Annotated in this window: 2 protein-coding genes; both read left to right on the top strand. The window is 64.3% G+C overall.

The genetic code is table 11. The features are described 5' to 3' along the window. On the top strand, positions 1–311 hold a 311-nt coding region (locus QZX79_RS05230; RefSeq protein WP_294565595.1), incomplete at its 5' end, for a hypothetical protein. A gap of 338 nt (positions 312–649) precedes the next feature. Next, positions 650–1,031: aldo/keto reductase (locus tag QZX79_RS05235; RefSeq protein ID WP_294565598.1), on the top strand; the 382-nt coding region annotated here is incomplete at its 3' end.

A 1,031-nucleotide genomic window follows, 5' to 3' on the forward strand; every position in this document is an offset into this window, starting at 1 on the left:
ACAACCCCGTGCTGTTCCGCGCGCTCGACCCGCGGGTGGTGATCGTCAACAACGGCCCGACCAAAGGAGCCGGCCCGGAGACGATGGCCACCCTCAAGTCACTGGCAAATTTGGAGAGCATCTACCAGTTGCACAAGAACCTCCGCCCCGACGGGGAGAAGACGAACGTGGCCGAGGAGTTCATCGCCAACAAGCCCGGCACCGACGCGTGCGAGGGGAACTACGTGAAGCTGTCGGTGGAGCCGGGCGGGAAACGGTACACGGTGAGCGTGCCGGCAACTAAGCACGAGCAATCGTACGACGCGAGATAGATGCCCGATCGCGTGGGGCAGCGCAGCTGCACATATGAAACGCACTCGTAATAGCCCCGGCCGGAAGGCCGGGGTTTCTCGGAAGGGCCCTTATGCCTCAGCGCCCCACCGCAAAACACTAACGGCAAAGGACTGATCCACTGATTCACGCAGATTGTCGCAGACGTTGACTTGGCCTCTCCCCGTCCTTAATCGCCCCTTCTGACCTCCGCGTTGATTCGTCGACCAATCCTCCTCCCCGACGTTCCCGAACATCAGGGGGAAATTTGACTCCCCAACCCCCCGCCTAGAATGCGGCTTCCTCGCCCGGGAACCGGCGACGAAGAGGACGCACCGCGATGGAATATCGAACGCTCGGCCGATCCGGCCTGATGGTCCCCGCCCTGAGCCTCGGCACCGGCACCTTCGGCGGCGGCGGTGCCTTCTTCAAGGCTTGGGGCCAGACCGACGTCGCCGAGGCCACGCGCCTGATCGACATCTGCCTGGAGGCCGGCCTCAACATGTTCGACTCGGCCAACGCCTACTCCATGGGCGCGGCCGAGGAGATCTTGGGCCAAGCGGTCAAGGGCCGGCGCGATCAGGTGCTGATCTCCACCAAGGGCACGTTCGGCATGGGCCCGGGGCCAAATGACCAAGGCTCGTCGCGCTACCACCTCATCCGCGCCGTTGACGACAGCCTCCGCCGTCTCGGCACCGACCACATCGACCTCTACCAGCTCC

It is taken from the genome of uncultured Arthrobacter sp. (genome assembly GCF_902805515.1).
In the GTDB taxonomy this organism is placed as follows: domain Bacteria; phylum Actinomycetota; class Actinomycetes; order Actinomycetales; family Micrococcaceae; genus Arthrobacter_D.